Genomic DNA, 16,119 nt, shown 5'->3' with positions numbered 1-16,119 from the left:
GATTCTAATAGAAGAAAAATCGATAACAGATATCGAAATATCCCATTTTACCGATAGGTTTTCCATCCCTAAAATTGCCGCATCAAACGAACAGGAATAGATCGGTTATATTGCTATGTCTAATTTGAATATCGAAAAGGTGCTGGAGGTTCATCACTGGAACGACACCCTGTTCAGTTTCAAAACCAGCCGAGACCCCTCGTTCCGCTTCGAGAACGGCCATTTCACCATGATCGGCCTGCCGCAGGACAACGGCCGCCCGTTGCTGCGCGCCTACTCGATCGCCAGTGCCAACTATGAAGATGAGCTGGAGTTCTTCAGCATCAAGGTACAGGATGGCCCGCTGACCTCTAAATTGCAGAAGATCCAACCCGGTGATGAAATCTTCGTCAGCCGCAAGCCGACGGGCACACTGGTTGCCGACCACCTGCTGCCGGGCAAGCGCCTGTGGCTGTTGTCGACCGGGACAGGCCTGGCACCCTTTATGAGCATCATCAAGGATCCGAGCGTATACGAGCGCTTTGACCAGATCATCCTGACCCATGGTGTGCGCTTCGTTTCCGAGCTGGCCTACCAGGATCACATCGAACGCGAATTGCCGGAGCATGAGTTCTTCGGTGAGATGGTGCGCGAGCAGTTGCTGTATTACCCCACCGTCACCCGCGAACCCTACCGCAACAACGGCCGTCTGACCGATCTGATGACGTCGGGCAAGCTGTTCAGCGACCTGAACGTGCCGCAGCCGAATGTAGAGGAAGACCGCTTCATGCTGTGTGGCAGCCCGGCCATGCTCAAGGACCTCACTACCATTCTCGATGGCTGGGGCTTCAGTGAAACCCGTGCGGGTGTACCGCGCGAGTATGTGATTGAGCGGGCATTCGTAGAGAAGTAATCGCTCACTTCGTAGCCTTCCCCCGGGGAAGTGCTGCGGTCTGTATTTCGCTGCACCGGGAAGAGGGACTTGCCCGGTGTTGCCGTTTTCCGTCAGGAAGATCGCGACAGGGAGCCCACGCAGGGACGTTCGCCAGTGGGTCAGGGTGCCGGAGGCACTGTGCAAGGAAGCCTGAGAAAGGAAGCGCGTCAGGGATGTTCACGCGAAGCGAAATACAGACCCCAGCACTTTTCCCGAAAGCCCGGCGGTCGCGCCAGGGCCTGCACTTGGATTTCTGTCGGCCCTGCGCTATCACTACGCATGGTTAAAATACGCCCCTCGCAGCCTTTGCCCATCTTGTCCGTCCTGCGACGTTGGAAAAGTGCCGCCAGTATGGTGCTGCTCCTGCTAATCGTTGGCGGATGTACCGGCTTACCGGAAAGGGTTGAGCCGGTCGGTAATTTTGAACTGCAGCGCTTTCTCGGCGAATGGTATGAGATTGCACGCCTTGATCACCGCTTCGAAAGGGGCTTGAGCAGGGTGACCGCCCGTTACCGCTTGAACCCGGATGGTTCGGTGCATGTCCTGAACCGCGGCTATGATGCCGCCAGTGGCCGCTGGAAAGAGGCTGAGGGTCGCGCCAGGTTTGCCCGTGGCGCCGATACCGGCCATCTGGAAGTGTCGTTCTTCGGGCCCTTTTACTCTTCCTACGTCATCTTCGAACTGGATCCGCAGTACCGCTATGCGCTGGTCAGTGGCTACAACCGCTCCTACCTGTGGATACTCGCGCGTGAACCCCGTCTGCCGGAAGAGGTGCTGAAGCGACTGGTCGCCCGTGCGGCTGAATTGGGCTTTGATACCGACCAACTGATATTCGTCGATCAGTCGCCGCTACCCTGACACCTGACGCGGATCGGCTGCTGTCAACGGCCTAGTGCGCCGTGCGGCGCTCCATCAGCCAGCTCGCGGTCAGCAGCAGTAAGAGCATGACGGCGATCCAGGCGCGCGGCAGGGCGGTTCGGTCCTGCGTCTGCACAGAGGGGCCAAGGCGAGCCATTGCCATCTGAGCGGTATCCCGTTCGCGCAGGGCCTGTTGCCACCATGGCCAAGCACTTTCCTCAAACACGTAAAAGTCCCCTGGCGTCTTGGTACCCTCAAGACGGTGCCAGCCGGCGGCGAGCGGCCATGTGGTTGCACAGGGGCGATCCGCTGCAGTCAGTAGCGACAGCGGCGCGTCCGGACGAGCCAGTTCTGCCACCTGCAGTGCCGATGCCTGTAGCAGTGCGGGCGAACACAGGGTGAGCGCGTGGCCGGTGCGCGCGAGGGGTGTGTCGGCGCGCAGCGGTGGTGCGGCCCCCTGCTGCGCGAGTTGCAGGTCGGACACCCGCTTCCACAGTGCGGCGTACTCCGGGCCGCCCCCGGCGGTGATCCAGCGGTAGCTGCGATCAAACAGCACAAAGCCGCGGGTACCGTCTTCGAGTGCTCTACCCCAGTAGAGGACATCGCCGGAGCTCGCGCGAATCTGCGCATCCGCAGCGCGTGTACTGCGAGGCTGGAAGCCCCGTGATATGAGCGGTGGCAGGTTTTGCTCAACGTCCATCTCAACTACGGATGGCTTCGCCAGGGGCGCGAGCGCCAACCCGTTTGTAGCCTGCGCCTGCAGGAAAGATTCGGGGGTATCGCGATCCACCAGCCACAGTACTGCCGGTTGCCGCGCCAGTGCCGCTTTCTGCTGCGCGTCGAGTGTTGGCCAAAGGCGGCTGTCGAGGATCACCTGGTCGAAGGGTTCTCCGGCAAGGGGATTCTCACCGGCTGCACGCCCGTCATTCAGTTTCAGCCTGCGCGCCAGACCCGGCGCAAGCTGGGTCACCACGGTTGCAGGCGTGCCGGATTGGCGCAGCCATCGCTGCAGGGCGGCGGTTTCAAACGTCGGGCCGGCTGTCCACAACAAGGTTTGTGGGGCGCTTGGCTCCAGTACCTGTACCGGCACCGGTTCGCGTCGGCGCGATGCGCCGGTGTCAATTTCCAGTTGGAAAAGCTGCGCGCCGGCCTGCGCCGGTACATGGCGGAGGGTGATGCGGTTGTCCGCCGCAGCGATCCGCGCAAGCGCGTCGCCATCCAGGTTGTGCGCGTCGACGGTATTGCCGTCCGGGCCGATCAACGTAAGGCGGGTCTCAGCTGGGAGGCTGTCCAGATTGCTCAGGGAGAGGTTGAGGGAATCCCCGAGTGTCAGCTGGCGTGGCCAGTCCACTTGCCAACTCGGATTGTCATCCGCAGACGATAGTGTCAGACGCTGGGGAGCGTGATCGATCAGCGCGCGCCGAAACATGGGCTGGTCGGCAGTGAAGGGGATCGACGCCTCCTGCGCCGCGGGCAGCCAGTGTGGTGGCTGCCAGAGCCACCAAACACATAGCCAGATGGCGAACTGCAGCATGGCCTGCAGCCCCACCCGCAAAAGCCCCGCTTGCTGCAAGCGGGCCCGACGCAGCAATGCCCACAGCGAGAGTGACACGCCGATAAGGATCAGTGCCAGCAAGCTTAACGAGATCACGGTGCGTCCCCCTGTGGGTTTGCTTCCGCCGCCGGGACATCCATCGCCGGCTTGTCGAGCAGCCACTGATGAAAAGGTCCCTGGGTCTGCTGTTGTCGCGGCAGGGTGGGGCGCGCATCAGGTTGCGGCAACAGTCGGTTGAGCACGCTGCGCAGGGCCTGACGCGCATCGACGTTATCCGGTTGCTGGCGATAGGCGAGCAGCGCCCGGTTAAACGCTACGGCATTGTCCCCGGCCGAGAACCGCGGCTGGGCGCGCAATGGCTGCAGCAGTGACTCGGGCAGTGATGCACCCTGTGCGGTGAGCGCGAGTAGCGACAGGACGCGCTCCCGGTCGGTTTCCTGACGGGTTTCCTCTACCGATTGCGCGATGGTTTCCTCGCGATCACCGGTGAGCCTGCGCTGTTCATCGAGTGGCGGGGTTTCGAATCCGACCCGCTGTAGATAAATGCGCGAGGCCTGCTGCACCTCCTTGATATAGCGCAGGGCTTCGTGCTGGTGGGGTAAGGAAGCGCGGGGTTCGATGATCGAGAGTTCGCGCCAGGACGACCACATTGCATTCAGGGCGGAGCGCAGCAGCTCTTTGGTCTGGGGGTCGAACAGGGTCGCGTGTTCACTGGTGTCATGCGAGTGTCCGGCAGATTCCACCACACCGGTCGCATCGCCAAACTGTTGGTTGGGGGCACTTTGGCCCGGTTCGTGGGCGTGGTTGTGCGAGGAATGAGTCTGATGGCCAGGTCCGTGCTGCTCGTGGCCGTCATGCTCATCGTGGCCGTCGTGGCCGTCGTGGCCGTCGTGGCCGTCGTGCTCATCGTGTTCATGCTTCGGCTCGCCAGGGGTTTCCGGCTTGGCCTCGTCATGTGCCTCCAACGCGGAGTCTTCTTCGCCGAGAAAACGACCATAGCGCATCCGCAACAAATTCTGTTCGTAGGCCAGGGTTTCTGAGCGCGCACGGAATTGGTCGGCATCGATGTTCGCCGCTTCGGCCAGTAGCGCTTCTGTATCGATAATCAGTTGTCGCTGGCTGCGGAAATACTCCGGCATCACCCGAATCGCCATCCCCTCGGCATCACTCAGGCCGAAGATCTCATCCTGGGGCCAGCGCACGATAAAGCTCGCGCTCTTGCCGGTGTTTGCCTGTGGCTGGCGATTGTCGGTGGCGATCAGTTGCCAGTACACCTCATCGCCTGGCTCAATGGCGTAGTTCTGCAGCGGTAACTGGAAACGATAGCGCCGTTGATTGTTGTCCGCTTGCTCGGCAGATAGCGGATAACGCTTGTTGCGGAAGCGCACGTTCTCCCCGGTACCGCTGGCCAGCGTTATCGACAGCTCGACCGCCGGTGCGTTGTTGCGGTCGACAAAGCCGTAATCATCGCGCACCAGCACGTCAATCGTGCCCGCGTCGCGGGACGTCGCATCCGCCAACACGGTGACCGGATCCCGTGGGAAATTAAACTCGAAGGTGGGGGCCGTATCCGGGATCACTTCCTGGTTGTGGATCTCTCCCAGCGGGAAGGATTCCTCACCGGCAGTGCCACGCTTTTGCGCTGTTGCCTGCAACAGGTATGCATCGTTCTCGAAAAGGGTGCGCGTCATTGTCCAGTGGGTTGCCGGTGGCTCGCCTGTTGGCGCAAAGGCCAGCACCTTGTCTGCACTGTGCATCTCCAGTGCAGTAATCGGTTCGGATACTTCGATCTCCCATTTGACCCGTGAGCCCTGCGGCACGCGCAGATCCAGCCCGTGCGTGGCCGGCGCCAGCCCTGTATAAACAGGGGGCGTCACCGTGACCTGTGCTGCTTGCAATGTGGGATTCACGGCGCTGATGGAATCCGCAGCCCCAATGTTCCCGGGCCTGTCCGCTATCCCGCGTGACGGCAGCATCTGTTGTGCGCACACCAGCATGAGCAACAGGGTGGGTAGCAGCGCCGCGCAGGCCACTGGCCAGCGCCGCCAGTCGGGGTGAAAATGCCGGAATGCGGGATGTTGCTCGAGTGCCGCCAGTTCATCGGCAATGCGTTGACGTTGCAAGGCCAACACGTTGCCCCCATCGGCGCCCGTGTTAAGCAGCAGTTCCGTACTGTCCTGTAACGTGGGATAGCGCGCGTTCAATCGCTGGCACAGCGCTGCTGGCTGTGGCCGCCATTGGCGATCACACACGACAGCCACGGCAATGAAGCTGGCACTCACCACGAGCAGCCACGGCGTCGAACCCAGCCACCAGTCCACCAGCAAAGCCGCGGGTACAACGGTTGCTGATATCCAGGCAAAGGGTGTCAGTGCGCCGCGGCGCCAGTGCTTTGCTGCGCGTCTCAGTGCCGGAAAGCGATCGGCAGGAGCCATGCCCTTCACGCCGCACCTCCCTGAATCTGCTCATTGCGACCGCCATAAAGCGCCAGAGTGCGCTCGGCCGCCAGCAGTGTGATCAGGACCACCAGCAGGGGCCACAGTGCCATCGGCAAGCTGCCCGGTGTTTCAGCGTCAATGGCGACTTCCTGCACCGGTACCCGCTTGGGGCTCCAGCGCACACGCTGTGCGCGCTGTGTTTGCCAGTCTGCGGAGCGCCATTGTGCCCACGTATCCTGTGGGAAATTGGGATCCTGGATAAAATCGTTCGCATCCCAGTTGGCGGAATACTGCAGCCAGCTGCCGCGCCCTATCGCGTGCAATCGGTAGGCGTTACCCCGACCAGACACCGGGAGCGCACTTGCCGACGCATCTCGCGTCTCGAGTTCTACGCGGCGATCGGTGATCAGCAGGCCGCCATTGCGCACGAACGTTTGCACATCCGCTGGTAAGTCGCCGGGCATGGCATAGATGAGCCAACCGGTGAAATCGGCGGGAATCCGCGCAGGATCATCGAGTTGCGCGACAGCAGGGACCGTCTCACCGTCGTACCCAAGCTGCGCCAGCATGGGCGCCAACCACAGCGGTTGGTCTCCGGCCACGGTGACGCTGGGTGCGGAGTCGATGGTTGCTGCAGGGTTTTCGAGTTGGTGCCAGCGCCAACCGGGACTCGCTTTCAAACCCTCGTCACGCGCATGTCCTGCGGCAGCGGGTAACAGGATCTGTGCATTGCGCAGTGCGGGATGCCCGGCAAGCGCCCGCAGTGTTTGCCATCGCCGATCATCCGTCCAGGTGTGTGGCGCGGGATCTGAAAAAGGTCTGGGCGGCACGTCCAGCCAGTACAAGGTATAGGCACTGTCCGGTTCGCGGTCGATTGCCAGCTCGGTTTCAACAAAAACCTCGATGGCTTCGGGGGACAGGGCCGGATCCACGAGAATGCGTTGATGGCCACTATCGTCAGCCGCAGGCATGGGACGGGCCAGAATTATTGCCAGTAGTGCGATAATCAGCAGTCGTAACAGCAGCAGTAACTTTTCGCGCAGCTGCAGTCGGCGCCAGCGTTGCTGGGGGTGTTGCCCGAGCCATCGTGAAGCCGCAAAGGTAATTTCCCGACTGCTGCCGCGCTGCAGCCAGTGCAGCGCCAGCGGGATTGCCGCAGCGAGCCCCAGCCATAGCCAAGATGCGGAGACAAATTCCATCAGGCAACCCTGCCGTGTGTACGCACGAACTGGCGCAGCGCCGGTGCCATCGGTTGTTCAATATCCAGGGTGGTCAGCGGTGCACCAGCTTTGGCCAACCGCTGGCCCAATGCCTGTTGTGCCGCAGAAAACGCCTGCAGGTATTCGTGTCGCTGTGCGCCGGCGTCAATCTCGAGCGTGTTCGGTCGCTCGGGATCTCGCACCCGCAGGTCCCCGCCAAAGGGAAAACTCGATTCCGCCTCTACCAGCAGTTGTACCGGTAGGCACTGCCTGCCCGCTGCCTGCAGACGCCCCGCCAGTGCGCTGACTTCCGCTTTTTCTTCGAAGAAATCACTGAGCAGTACAACCACGGAGGGCGCATCCGGTTGGCCCCAGTAGCGGTCCAGCTGTGAGGCACCGGGCCAATCTCCCCTTGCCTCGAGACGTGCCAATGCCAGACACAGGTTGCGATGGTGTTGCTCACCGTGGCCCGCAGGAATGTACTGCATTTGCTCGCCGTTCAGTGCCATCAGGGAATAGTGATCGCCCTGTCGGTTGAGGATCCATGATAGCGTCGCAATCCAGGCGCGTGCGTACTGCAATTTGTCCAGTGCTGGCTGGGCGAAGCTAACCTGCCCCATCGACGCGCTGGTATCCAGCACGAACCCAATATGCATCTGGCTGTCTTGCTCCGATTCCCGCACATAGTAGCGATCGCTGCGCGCATACAACTTCCAGTCGATCTGGCGGATGGAATCGCCCGGCTCGTAACTGCGGTATTGCTGGAATTCCAGACCGGCGCCACGACGCCGGCTTTGCTGGAGACCCGCCGTCGCCTGCAATGCCAGCTGTCGTGACAGCCACACCAGGTCGCGGGTATCCGCTATCGTACGGGGATCTAGCTGGATCAAAACTCAGTCCCGGCCGGGCTCCGGGCAGCGTTCCAGCAGCGCTTCAATGACGCGCTGCATGCCGATACCTTCTGCCTCCGCATGAAAACTGAGTAGCAGGCGATGACGCAGTACCGGAGCCAGCAGGGCGCGTACATCGTCGCGAGTTGCCGCGAGCCGTCCATGCAAGAAGGCACGTGCCTTGGCGGCAAGCACCAGCGCCTGGCCCGCTCGGGGCCCGGCTCCCCACTGAATCCACTGCGACAGCTCGCTGCCGCTTTCGGGATCTGGACGGGTAGTGCGAACGAGCCGCGCGACCCAGCCCAGCAACTCATCGCTGATATGCAGCTGTCGCACCAGCGACTGCATTTCTTTCAGCGCTTTCCCCTCCAGCGCCGGGCGAGTATCCGCCGGTGTGTCGCCGGTGGTGCTGCGCAGAATATCGACCTCTTCCGACTCGGTCGGGTAATCGATAACGATGTTTAACAGGAAGCGATCCAGCTGGGCCTCCGGCAGGGGATAGGTGCCCGCCTGTTCGATGGGGTTCTGGGTGGCCAGCACAAAATAGGGTTGCGGTAGCGGCATGGTTTCGCCGGCGACAGTAACGCGTCCTTCCTGCATCGACTCGAGCAACGCGGCCTGGGTCTTCGGCGGGGTGCGGTTGATTTCATCCGCAAGAAGGATATTGGTGAAGACCGGGCCCTTCTGAAATTTAAAAAAGCGCTTGCCGGTGCCGTGGTCTTCTTCAAGAATTTCTGTGCCGAGCAAATCACTGGGCATCAGGTCGGGGGTAAATTGCACACGCTTGAAGTCCAGGCCGGTACCCGTTGCAAGGGTTTTGACCAGCAGGGTCTTGCCCAGGCCGGGCACCCCCTCCAGCAAGGCATGGCCACCCGCCAGCAGGCAGATCAGCATCTGCTCGACGACCGCTGACTGGCCGACAATGACTTTGCCAATTTCCGCACGTAGCTGTGCCAGGTCGTTAGCGGCGGAATCGAGTTGCTGTTCTAGATCGGCATGCATCGGTTATTTAACTCGTGAGTGCGTAAATTACGATATTGACGGCGAAGCGGGTATTGTCCACCGCCAGCCAGCGTTTGTTGCGGTAGTCATAGTCCCACTCACAACCAAAATCTTTATTGCTATACAGAACGGCGATGCGCCCGTCGACGACGATGGCCTTGAGATAATCGTGCACCAGATCATCCCCCCATCCATTCAGCTCGAAACTGGTTACTGGGAGTTCGTCGAACTGGAAAAAACAGTGATACAGCGGGTGATCATCGGGCAGCTTTTGCAGGCAGTCTTCGCCAAACAGGGCAACCATTTGTGCTTCGAATGATTTCGCAAACAGGCCATCGATATCGTGGTTGCAGTCGTCGACAAACACGAAGCCACCGCGGTTGACGTAGTCTCTAAAATTCTGGCGCTCTGCCGGGGTGAATTCCACCAGCTTGTGGCCAGCGAGATAGCAGAACGGTGCCTGCAACATTTTGCGATCGGCCAGTGGCACGATGCGTTCATTGGGGTCGACGCGCAGATTGGTATATTCGATCAGCGAATTCAGCACGTTGGAAGGCATCCGCTGGTCGACGTCCCAGTCGCCGGACTCGTACATCAGGCGGGTAAAATAAAAATCGTATGGCTCTCGGGAAGACTGCGCCTGCAAGGACGTTGGCAATGCCAGGGCACTGCTGCCGAGCAACACATTGCGAAGAAACTGTCTGCGGGAAGTCGACACGGTTACAGCTCTGGGAGTGGGCACCAGCGGGCCATGCCGGCGAATACCGGCATGGCCCCGGGGGCGTTTAGCCAATGTTGCGTTTGGTATTAATCACATTCACACCATCGAAGCGCGCTGTGGAACTACCATGGGAAACAGCGCTCACCTGCGACGGCTGTCCTTTACCGTCGAAGAAGGAGCCGCCCAGACGGTAGTCCCGCTTGTCACAAATCTGTGAACAGGCATTCCAGAACTCCTGGGTGTTCGACTGGTAAGCAACGTCTTCCAGCATGCCGACAACTTCACCTTCCTCGATCTCATAGAACAGCTGTCCGCCGAACTGGAAGTTGTAGCGTTGCTGGTCGATGGAGAAGGAACCGGCACCGACAATGTAGATGCCTTTCTCGACGTCCTTGATCATGTCGTCGAGGCTCAGTTCTTCCTCGCCGGGCAGCAAGGAAACGTTGGGCATACGCTGGAACTGCACACTCGACCAGCTATCGGCATAGCAACAGCCATGGGACTTATCCTGATCGAGCATATGTACCTGGTCACGCACGGCCTGGTAGTTCACCAGCACACCGTCTTTCACCAGATCCCAGCTGCCGGTCTGCACGCCTTCGTCGTCGTAGCCGACCGCGCCCAGTGAGCCCGGCTGCACCTTGTCGGCAAACAGGTTGACCTTGTCGCTGCCGTACTGGAATTTGCCGCTCTCCCATTTGTCGATGGTCGCAAAAGAGGTACCGGCAAAGTTCGCCTCGTAACCCAGAACCCGGTCGAGTTCCAGCGGGTGACCGACCGACTCGTGGATGGTGAGCCACAGGTGGCTCGGGTCCAGAACCAGATCATACTTACCCGGTTTGACAGACTTGGCGGTAAGCTTTTCCTGGGCCTGCTGTGCGGCCAGTTTTGCGTCCTCGACCATGTCGTAGGAGTCGCGGTAGAGCACGGTTTGCGACTGGATCTTGTCTTCTTCACGGCCGTCCAGGTATTCGAAGCCGCGACCCACGGGCTGGCTCAGGCCGTTGCGGGTACGGAAGCTGCCGCTCTTCTTGTCCACTGCGGTGACCTGCATCGGTGCCCACAAGCGGTGTACGTCCTGGTCGATATAGGATCCATCGGTGGAAGCAAAGTATTTTTGCTCGTTCACCAGGTACAGCATGGAGTTGATGAAGCTCGCACCGGCATCCAGTGCGGACTGGTTGACCTCCATCAGCAGATCCACTTTTTCTGCCAGCGGAATTTCCATGGCGTTTTTCTGGATCGGCGTTTTCCAGCTGACTTCGCCAAAACCTTTCTGTTTGGCCAGCTGCACCGGTTCGGACTGGTACTTGGAGTTGGCCTTGGCGGTTTCTACCGCTTGTGTGGTTGCCCGAGCGATGCCATCAACCGTCATATCGTTGGTGGCGGCGAAACCCCAGGTGCCGTTGGCGATCACGCGTACACCCATGCCAATTGACTCGGTGTTGACCACGTTCTGCAGTTTCAGCTCACGGGTTACCACGTACTGGTTCAGGTAACGGCCAATCCGTACGTCAGCGTAGCTGGCGCCGAGTCGGGTCGCGGTATTGAGCGCGGCATCGGCCAGCTCTTTTTTTACGGCGACATCGATACCGCTCATGGTCAGTTTGCTTTCTGCGACTACGCTACCGGAAAGCGGCAGCATAGACATACCGACACCGGCACCGCTTAACTGGAGAAATTTTCTTCGGTCCATGTTAGCTCCTTATTCTTTTCTACCGATGTGGATCAGACTGCGTCAGACAGGCTGCTGAAGGTAAAGTCGCGCACTTTCAGTGCGGGAATCATGCCCGAGAAACCCCACATACCTACACGCTCGGGACGACCCATGTCTTCAATATTGTTGAGCATGATCACCGGGCTTTCATTGAAGCGGAAGTTCTTCACCGGGTATTTGATTTTGCCGTTTTCGATATAGAAGGTACCGTCGCGGGTCAGGCCGGTCAGCAGCAGGGACTGCGGGTCAACCATACGGATATACCAGGTGCGGCTCACCAGGATGCCGCGGCGGGTATTTTTAATCAGCTCTTCAGTCGATTTGTCACCGCCCACCATCAGGATGTTACTGCCCTGGGGTACTGCCTCGGACTCGGTTTTATCCGCCCAGAAGCGGCTGCGGGGCAGGTTCTGCACCACACCGTCCTTGATCCAGTCGGTGCGCGACAGCGCCATAAAGTCATCGTCTGCCCAGGGCGTGGATGGCAGGCTGGGATCGGCCGGATCGGAATACAGGTTTACACGCTTGTCGAACATCTTCTCGCCGATGCGGTTGCCGCCACCCTGCTTGCTCATAAAGCTGCGGCCTTCGTCGGCAGAACGCGCATTCATGTTGAACAGCATGTAGCCCACCAGCCCGGAGACCGCGGCCGGTTCCAGAATAACGGTGTACTTGCCGGGCTCCAGTGCGCGCGCTTCCTGTGAGCTGACCGCCTTGTCGATGGCCACCGCAGAAGTGGCAGCGGTGCTCATGTCGCTAATGTCAGTCACATCGCTTTGCGCCCAACCGGAACCGAGGCCGTTTTCCGTACGCATGGTGACGGTGAAGTTGGCCGAGGTGGAAACGTGGTAACCGAACAGGCCGCGGGTATTGGCGACCGCCGCAAAAGAACGATCGTCCTGCAGGAAGCCTGCGGCAACAACCTTGTCTTCCTTGGCCGCCATGATTGAGTCGGCTGCGGCTTTGGCGCGCTGGTCCGGGGTAATGCTCGCGGTGTTTTTGGCAAAGCCATCGACCGGCAGGTATTTCTGCGGGCCTAACAGTGGCATGGCTTCCGGATTGTCTGGCGACAGCTTGGCCAGCTCTTCGGCGCGACGCATGACTTTTTCCAAAGCTGCATCGGTAAATTCGTTGATGGTGGCTACACCGGATTTCTTGCCGAAGCGCGCTTCGACAGCCAGCTCGATATTGTTGACGATACCGCTGGTGGAAACACTGTTACGCGCGTAGCGGATATTACCTTCCTCACTGCCGCTCAGCTGCGCACTCGCCTCTTCTGCAGTGCTGTACTTGAGCACCTTGTCGAGGATCTGCTTCGCTTCACTCCTGGATAAAATTGCCATTACATTTTCTCCATTCAATTATTTTTGTACGTGGGTTGCCCTTGTGGGGCCTTACGAAAGTTTGCGCTTAGTGTTGATCACATTGATCTGGTCAAAACGGGTGGTCGAACAACCGTGGGAAACGGCGCTGACCTGGCTCGGCTGACCTTTGCCATCGAAGAACGTCCCACCGAGGCGGTAATCGCTCTTGTCACAAATTGCGGAACAGGAGTTCCAGAATTCCTGGGTGTTGGACTGGTAGGCCACATCTTCGACCTGCCCGACGATCTCACCGTCCTTGATCTCGAAGAACAGCTGACCGCCAAACTGGAAGTTGTAACGCTGCTGGTCGATGGAGTAGGAGCCGCGGCCGAGAATGTAGATACCTTTCTCCACATCCTTGATCATGTCTTTGGCCGAGTACTTGTTTTGCCCCGGTGCCAGCGACACATTGGGCATGCGCTGGAACTGCACACTGGACCAGCTATCGGCATAGCTGCAGCCATGGGACTCGTCCTGGTCGATCATATGTACCTGGTCCCGGGTTGCCTGGTAGTTCACCAGCACGCCGTCTTTGACCAGGTCCCACTGCTTGGTTTTTACCCCTTCGTCGTCAAAGCCGACGGCACCGAGTGAACCCGGCTGGACCTTGTCGGCAAACAGGTTGACCTTGTCACTGCCGTACTGGAATTCCTTGCTGCGCCACTTGTCCAGCGTGGCGAAGGAGGTGCCGGCGTAGTTGGCTTCGTAGCCCAGTACGCGGTCCAGCTCCAGCGGGTGGCCGACAGATTCGTGAATGGTCAGCATCAGGTGCGAGGGTTCCAGCACCAGGTCGTACTTGCCCGGATCGATAGAGGGGGCGGTTAGTTTGACCTGGGCCTGCTCTGCGGCCAGGCGTGCATCCTCCGCCATATCGTAGGAGTTCTTGTACAGCACGGTCTGGCCGTGGATCTTGTCTTCCTCGCGGCCATCGAGATATTCGTAGCCACGCCCGACCGGATCGCTCAGGCCGTTGCGCGTTTTGAAAGCGCCTGTCTTTTTGTCGACCGCGGTCACCTGCATCGGCGCCCACAGGCGGTGCACGTCCTGGTCAATGTAGGAGCCGTCGGTGGAGGCAAAATACTTTTGCTCGTTCACCAGATAAAGCGAAGAGTTGATAAAGCTCGCCCCGGCTTCCAGCGCACCATTGTTGACCTCCATCAGGTAGTCCACCTTCTCGCTGATGGGCACCTCAAAGGCATTCTTGACGATGGGTGTCTTCCAGGCGACTTCGCCCACACCCTTGACGGGCGCCAGCTGCACCGGTTCGGTCTGGTACTTGGAATTGGCCTTGGCGACGGCGACCGCCTGGCGAGCGGCATTCGCGAGGCCATCTTCCGTCAGGTCATTGGTGGCAGCAAAGCCCCAGGTGCCGTTGGCGATCACCCGGATACCTGCGCCGAACGACTCGGTATTGACGATATTCTCGACGTTGGTCTCGCGGGTAATAACGAACTGGTTGAGGTAACGGCCGATGCGGACGTCGGCGTAACTGGCGCCTACCTGACGTGCCGTATTCAGGACGACATCGGCAAGCTTCTTCTTGCGCCCGACATCCATACCATTGCTGGCCAGTTGTTCTGCGGAAACGGGTACGCCGACGACGGGTAGCAAGATTCCTGAAGCGCCGACGCCGGCAAGTTTCAGAAACTGTCTTCTGTGAAGTGAATTGTGCATGTTCCTCCCCGATGGTGCAGCCACGGGTGCAAAGCCCGTGCCGGGTGGACACCCGGGCGCTTGTGGCGCTCCGCGGCATCCTGGATTTGTTGTTATATCCGGATGGTATTCCGGCGGTCGGTTCCCACGCTATCACATCGGACGGTCGCTGAAACCCAACACCTACCAATATTTGGTTTTGGCGTCGCTGTAAAGGGCATGACGCCGAAACGAATCTGAGCGGGGATAGAGTGACAATACGCCGGGCGAAGGGGTTTCGATCAATTTAGTCGCGGGGGAGTGCCGCGTTCGCGCGTATTGTGTCGAAGTTTACAGTCCGCAACAGTGCGCCATCGCGGTAGACCGGGCGTAGCAGATTGGCCTGTTCGTCCACCGCCTCGAGCCGTACCGTAGCGAGCGTCCCCGCATCGTCGACCAGCGCCAGCCGTCCGCGCTTGGAGGTTTTCTCCGGGCCGGTCACAGGATCCTTGTAGACATCGTGCCAGCGCCCATCGATCTCGATCGCGCTGGCTTTCATGGCAAAGCTCAGGGTGTCACGGTCGATTTTCTGCAGGAGCTCGCCCCCCATGCCAAAGCTGATGTTGTCCGCACTCTGGCGCCGCTGTTTCATCGCCTCGAGGATGCGTGGGATGGAATGGCTGGAGATGCCGTCACCCTGGATGACCCGGACAAATGGCGGCAACACCCGATATCCCTTGCGATTGGTGGTGGCACCGAACAGCCGCATCAGCCGGTCGATGCATTCGGTCACAATCTGCACCGGCTCTCCCGAGTCTGGCCGGATCACCAATGTCCCACCGCTGTGGATAACCCGCTGCTTCAGGCGTCCACCCCAGAGCTTATCCACCGCATGCCATAGGTCATAACTGTCACTCACGACAGCAACCGTACGACCCCTTCCGGCAAACTGATCGAGCATGTTGGCATAGGCATCGAGCTCGCGATCGCGCCCCCATGCGGTGATGGTGCTGTGCTCGGCCGCGGGAATCGAGAATCCAGGCATATCAGCGCCATAGTACTTTCGTGCGGCGACCAGCCCCGAAACGGTGTCGGTTCCGGAAAAATTGATCAGGTGCGCCATGCCCCCGAGCATCGCCGATTCCAGGCTGCTGGCGCCCCGTGCGCCAAAGTCGTGCAGCTTGAAGGCCAGCCCCTCCTGGCTGTCCGCCGTCAGGGCCAGATAGCGCGCGATGATTCTTTTAATCTCCCGGCTCTGGGTTGCAACGGTTGAGGGATACCAGATGGCCCGCACCAGCGCAGTTTCCACATAGCTGGTCAGCCAGCAGCAGTGTGGGCAGGTATTGACCACCTGCAGCATGACATTGCGCAGCGGCAGCACTGTGCCTTCCTCAACCGCGCTAATTTCGAGCGGCAGGCGCCCCCCGTGGGCCGAGAGGATGTGCTGCCATCCGGCGCGGTTAAACGGTAAGCCGTGGGGTTGCAGTAGTGACTCCGCTTCCTCGATATCGGCCTCGGTCACCGCGTCTAGCAGGTAGTCCATGACGAAGGCCTGCAAACCAAAGAACACGACTTCGTCGAATACGCCGCCACGGCACTCGATGTAGCTGCTTACCTTTGTCGCCCCGGGCGGGTACTGCAGATAGTGGCTGGCTTTGTAGCTGTCGACGTTGAGAATGACGTTGGCCATGGTCACGAAGCGTGGCGGACTGGTGCCTGAACGAATAGCACAGTGCGACGCATCGGCGCGGTCAGCGGCGTCATTTCGATGCTAACAATCCCGTTATCCGCTGTGACCGGAAAAATGTTGACACTTGTATACATCCGTGT

At 59.8% G+C, this 16,119-nt stretch carries 12 protein-coding genes; 2 read left to right on the top strand and 10 right to left on the bottom strand.

Annotation, left to right across the window (positions count from 1 at the left end; genetic code table 11):
• The first annotated feature begins 115 nt into the window (after nucleotides 1-115).
• Nucleotides 116-892 (top strand): ferredoxin--NADP reductase, encoded by a 777-nt coding sequence (locus ACXAD0_RS02145; RefSeq protein WP_475086698.1) that lies wholly within the window; start codon nucleotides 116-118, stop codon nucleotides 890-892.
• 372 nt (nucleotides 893-1,264) lie between these two features.
• Entirely contained in the window at nucleotides 1,265-1,771 is a 507-nt protein-coding gene (locus ACXAD0_RS02140) for a lipocalin family protein (RefSeq protein WP_475086697.1), read from the top strand.
• A gap of 31 nt (nucleotides 1,772-1,802) precedes the next feature.
• Here ACXAD0_RS02140 and ACXAD0_RS02135 read toward each other — a convergent pair whose 3' ends face one another.
• From ACXAD0_RS02135 to ACXAD0_RS02090, 10 genes are all read right to left on the bottom strand, one after another.
• On the bottom strand, nucleotides 1,803-3,422 hold the full coding sequence (locus tag ACXAD0_RS02135) for a hypothetical protein (RefSeq protein ID WP_475086696.1): 1,620 nt from the start codon (nucleotides 3,420-3,422) through the stop codon (nucleotides 1,803-1,805).
• Nucleotides 3,419-5,770: a hypothetical protein gene (locus tag ACXAD0_RS02130; protein WP_475086695.1), complete on the bottom strand. Its 2,352-nt coding sequence runs from the start codon at nucleotides 5,768-5,770 to the stop codon at nucleotides 3,419-3,421. Before ACXAD0_RS02130 ends, ACXAD0_RS02135 begins: the two co-directional genes overlap by 4 nt.
• Entirely contained in the window at nucleotides 5,767-6,963 is a 1,197-nt protein-coding gene (locus ACXAD0_RS02125) for a BatA domain-containing protein (RefSeq protein ID WP_475086694.1), read from the bottom strand. Before ACXAD0_RS02125 ends, ACXAD0_RS02130 begins: the two co-directional genes overlap by 4 nt.
• Nucleotides 6,963-7,853 (bottom strand): DUF58 domain-containing protein, encoded by an 891-nt coding sequence (locus ACXAD0_RS02120; protein ID WP_475086693.1) that lies wholly within the window; start codon nucleotides 7,851-7,853, stop codon nucleotides 6,963-6,965. Before ACXAD0_RS02120 ends, ACXAD0_RS02125 begins: the two co-directional genes overlap by 1 nt.
• A 3-nt stretch (nucleotides 7,854-7,856) precedes the next feature.
• Nucleotides 7,857-8,855, bottom strand: a complete 999-nt coding sequence (locus ACXAD0_RS02115; RefSeq protein ID WP_475086692.1) for an AAA family ATPase — start codon at nucleotides 8,853-8,855, stop codon at nucleotides 7,857-7,859.
• A gap of 7 nt (nucleotides 8,856-8,862) precedes the next feature.
• A complete protein-coding gene (locus tag ACXAD0_RS02110; protein ID WP_475086691.1) occupies nucleotides 8,863-9,573 on the bottom strand; it encodes a DUF4159 domain-containing protein in 711 nt (236 codons plus the stop codon).
• Between the two features lie 67 nt (nucleotides 9,574-9,640).
• Nucleotides 9,641-11,272 (bottom strand): TldD/PmbA family protein, encoded by a 1,632-nt coding sequence (locus tag ACXAD0_RS02105; protein WP_475086690.1) that lies wholly within the window; start codon nucleotides 11,270-11,272, stop codon nucleotides 9,641-9,643.
• A gap of 32 nt (nucleotides 11,273-11,304) precedes the next feature.
• Nucleotides 11,305-12,636 carry a TldD/PmbA family protein gene (locus ACXAD0_RS02100; RefSeq protein ID WP_475086689.1) on the bottom strand — a complete coding sequence of 444 codons (1,332 nt, stop codon included), beginning with the start codon at nucleotides 12,634-12,636 and terminating at the stop codon, nucleotides 11,305-11,307.
• 51 nt (nucleotides 12,637-12,687) lie between these two features.
• Nucleotides 12,688-14,331: a TldD/PmbA family protein gene (locus ACXAD0_RS02095; protein ID WP_475086688.1), complete on the bottom strand. Its 1,644-nt coding sequence runs from the start codon at nucleotides 14,329-14,331 to the stop codon at nucleotides 12,688-12,690.
• A gap of 265 nt (nucleotides 14,332-14,596) precedes the next feature.
• Nucleotides 14,597-15,979, bottom strand: coding sequence for a nicotinate phosphoribosyltransferase (locus tag ACXAD0_RS02090; protein ID WP_475086687.1), 1,383 nt, complete (start codon nucleotides 15,977-15,979; stop codon nucleotides 14,597-14,599).
• Nucleotides 15,980-16,119: the final 140 nt, after the last annotated feature.

The organism is Microbulbifer sp. ABF4_148, from assembly GCF_056158985.1.
Note: the sequence above shows the minus strand (reverse complement) of the source record. Positions and strands in the feature narration are given on the sequence as shown.

Coding starts and splice junctions, on each gene's coding strand:
- ACXAD0_RS02145 (WP_475086698.1), top strand. CDS start 116: ATGTCTAATTTGAATATCGAAAAGGTGCTGGAGGTTCATCACTGGAAC.
- ACXAD0_RS02140 (WP_475086697.1), top strand. CDS start 1,265: ATGGTGCTGCTCCTGCTAATCGTTGGCGGATGTACCGGCTTACCGGAA.
- ACXAD0_RS02125 (WP_475086694.1), bottom strand. CDS start 6,963: ATGGAATTTGTCTCCGCATCTTGGCTATGGCTGGGGCTCGCTGCGGCA.
- ACXAD0_RS02115 (WP_475086692.1), bottom strand. CDS start 8,855: ATGCATGCCGATCTAGAACAGCAACTCGATTCCGCCGCTAACGACCTG.
- ACXAD0_RS02105 (WP_475086690.1), bottom strand. CDS start 11,272: ATGGACCGAAGAAAATTTCTCCAGTTAAGCGGTGCCGGTGTCGGTATG.
- ACXAD0_RS02100 (WP_475086689.1), bottom strand. CDS start 12,636: ATGGCAATTTTATCCAGGAGTGAAGCGAAGCAGATCCTCGACAAGGTG.
- ACXAD0_RS02095 (WP_475086688.1), bottom strand. CDS start 14,331: ATGCACAATTCACTTCACAGAAGACAGTTTCTGAAACTTGCCGGCGTC.
- ACXAD0_RS02090 (WP_475086687.1), bottom strand. CDS start 15,979: ATGGCCAACGTCATTCTCAACGTCGACAGCTACAAAGCCAGCCACTAT.